This is a genomic window from Lacinutrix sp. (genome assembly GCF_023299985.1).
GTDB lineage: Bacteria > Bacteroidota > Bacteroidia > Flavobacteriales > Flavobacteriaceae > Lacinutrix.
The window spans coordinates 1-3,683 of sequence record NZ_JALZVX010000221.1; the positions used below are offsets into that span (position 1 = coordinate 1).

The 3,683-nt window shown below is 33.2% G+C and carries 1 protein-coding gene; it reads right to left on the reverse strand.

All coding sequences use genetic code 11. The annotated features are described in order from the left end of the window. Positions 1-209 precede the first annotated feature (209 nt). Positions 210-3,683: alpha-2-macroglobulin family protein (locus tag Q0C58_RS11795; RefSeq protein ID WP_290701820.1), on the reverse strand; the 3,474-nt coding region annotated here is incomplete at its 5' end.

Consider the following 3,683-nt stretch of genomic DNA (forward strand, 5'->3'; position numbering starts at 1 on the left):
TTCCAAAGAAAACAGACTTAAGAAAAGTCTCAAATAACAGAGTAAAAGAAGTCGAAAGATTACTAAATTACAGACCAATTAGTAAATTTAATTACAACAGCCCTATTGAAGAACTAAAAAACAAGTGTGTTGCACTTATGGGTTGAACTCAGCTAATAAATGAATATTAAAAAACTTATTTTTTACTTTCACTTTTAACTATTTGATTTTCAGTTGTTTTTATACTCAACCGTAATCCTAGTGCCTTCACTATGGCTGCTAAATTCTGGCGCATACATACTTTGAATAGTTGTAATACCATTACTCATATTTCCAGCATTGCTAACACGTAAATCGTATTCAAAAACATAAATACCTTTTGGTAAATAATCGAAAAAGAAATTAGTAGACGCATCTTTAGTTGCCTCATAATAACCTAATCCATCTTGGTACTTGTAACGCGATAATACGTTTATAGGTTCTAAGCCTGCTGCTCGCATATCTTTCATGTGTACAAACTCCATCGCACGATCACTACGTAATTCTATGCGAACGCGAACTAAATCTCCAACTTCTAATTTAGTGTCTTTAGTAATATCTGTAATCACTTCACCTTTATCTGTATTTGTTTTTTTGAAGAGTTTTTTCTTCAGTTTCAAAGGTGTTTCAGCTGAAGTTATTTTATCTAAATCCTCAAAATATTGCCAGTACAAACTTCCCCAAGCAATACCATTTCCTTTTTTGGTGATTATCACTTCTGCCATTTCTGGAGTAATTTCAGAACCATTCCAAGCTGTTTTGTAATAACCAGTGCCTGCTTCTACTTTTACAGCTTCTAATTTTGAAGGCTCTATTTGTTGTCCACCAATAACTACTTCTACCATATCTGTAACACTTAACCAATCGCTTCCTTGAAGCAGTAAAGCGTAAACAGCTTCAGTAGTTGCTTTGGTAGTTTTCCAGCGGTTAGTTTGCTTGTTTTTAAGCAACCAGATTTTAAGCTCGTCTATAGTTGCTACATTCTTCGCTTCGCTCTGAATAACAGTTCCAGCTTCAGAAAATGCCTCAATCATTAACGCTTGTGTTTCAATTGGTGCTTGATACCAATACCAAGAATTTGTATTTGCTTTCCAATACATACCTAATTCTTCACTAGTAACACTTGTTTCTTTTAACGAGTTTAAAATTTTAGCCGAAGTCACATCGTCCTTTATTCTATGTGTTACTAAAGCCATCATCCCTTTTGCATACAACGGTCTTTTTAACCAATAATTTTTAATTTGAGAATGGTAATAGTCCATAATCTCACGCACTTCTTTATTAGGCTTGTTTTCTGGGAAGAAGCTTCGCATGTATAAAAAGTGTAGTTGCGTGTAACTTAAACGATCTGTGTTTAAATCGGCATTTTTATCGTATTTTCTAATGTCTTTATATTCTTTTATAAATTGCGCATCTAAGTAGTTTAAAGCTTTATTAATCATTTGTGACGTCTCGACTGCGCTCGACGTGACATTTAGTTTTTTCAAGTGCCCAAAACCAGTAATAATATGTTGCGTGATGTAACGGTTTGCACGATAATCTCCAAACCAAGACCATGCACCACTAGACATTTGGTTTTGCTTTAGTTTGTTTTTAGCACGCGATAATTCGTTATTCATTTTATTTAAATCGAATAATAACGCAATACGTTTTTTCTGTTCGGTTTCACTTTGTGCATCGCGTAACCATGGTGTTTCTTGAATTAAAATTGATTTCAATTCTTGATTCTTTTCTAAATTACTTAGTAAAGCATCTGTGTTTTTCCATTGGTTAAACACTTCTTGAATTCTAGGATTTGAGTTTGCAATATGGCTTGCCAACGCATTTGCATAAAAACGCGAGAATGTTTGCTCGTTGCACTCGTAAGGATATTCCATTAAGTATGGTAACGCTTGTACTGCGTACCAAGCAGGATTACTTGTCATTTCTAGAGTTAACTTGTGGTTTTTTAGTGTTGTTGAGGTATTTGTTTTCAACTTATCTAAAGTGAATGTTTTGGTTTGGTTACTGCGAATCCACATTGGTAAACTTTCTGTTACCAACATTCTATTAGTTAAAACAGGTAATGCGTTTTGTTCGCCATCACTATAATTACCAGATTTTGCTATTATTTTATACTGAATAGCTTGCACATCATCTGTAACATCTAGATTCCAAGTCACACTAGTATTGCCTTTTGCATCTACAGTAAAGCCTAACTCGTTATAAGCGTTAGATAATTTATCATCTATAGATTTACCTGTTAAAGCATCAAACAACTGAAGCACAGCAACACCTTTTAATTCTTTATCTGTAAGATTAGAGATTTTAGTCGAAATTTTAATTTGGTCACCTTGACGTAAAAAACGTGGTACGTTTGGCAACACCATTAATTCTTTTTGGGTTACAGTTGTAAGTGATGTTGTTGCATTTTCTAATGTTTTAGTATGTGCTAATAATTGTAATTTCCATTTGGTTAATGCTTCTGGAGTTTTAAAACTAAAAGACACATGACCTTTACTATTTGTTTGTAGTTGCGGAAAGAAAAATGCTGTTTCTTGAAGGTTTTTACGGATTTTAACATTGCTGAAATCTGCATCAGGATTTTTAGATGTGATAACAACTATTACACCATTTGAACCTTGAGAACCATACAGTGCAGCACCTTCCGCTCCTTTTAAAATGGTAGTTGAAATAATATTATTTGGATTTAGAGCATTCAATATTTCAGTTGTAGAAACTTTGCCATCAATAACAATAAGAGCTTGATTATTTACAGGAACTGCACGATTTCCTCTAAGAACTATTTTTGAATCTTCTTCATTCTCTGAAATTGTCAATCCAGATACTTTTCCAGCTAAACTATTCACAACACTTGGGCTGCTCGCATCCATTAAAGCTTCAGTTTTTACTTCTTGATGAACAGTTGTCATTTTATTAGTTTTTCTTTTAATTCCTAAAGCAGTAATAACAACTTCATCTAGAGTATTCTCTTCCATGTAAATTGTAAAAGTATTCTCTTTTCCTATCGTAATAGTTTTCTCATTACCTACATAGTTTAATACTAATTTATCTCCTTTTTTAACTTTAATAGAAAATGCACCATCAAAATCTGTAGTTGTGCCTATTGTTGTGCCTTCAATAATAATATTGACTCCAGGAAGCGGTAAGTTATCTTTATCGTAAACTATTCCTGTAACTGTACCAGCTTTTAAGTCTTTGTCATAGATTGAAATAGCTCTTTTTTGTTTAAGCTTACTTATATACTGTTGATAATACCATTTGTTATTCAAATTAAAACCAAACCAATTCAACTGGTCGTATTGTTGAGATGGAGCATAGTTTTTATGTGAGGCATTTCGGTGTACATTAAAACCAACGTTTCCAAAACTTTTGTGTGCGTTACGTCTAAAACTAGAGCGATAGGTAGAACGATAAATAGGATTAAAATTCCAGTTATGAGGTTTAAACTCGTCTAGAGAAGCATCGTACATACTTGCCAACAACTCAGCTGCAACTTTATCTCCTTTAGGTCCTTTTATTTTAAATTTCCAAGTTTCGTCTGTTCCTGGTTGTAATTTATCTCTAAAGGTTAGTGTTTCAATCTCTAAATCTGTTTTAGGATAAGGCACATTTATTCTTACCGTATTAGTATGAAAACTATTAAAAGCAGCAAAGCTATAATG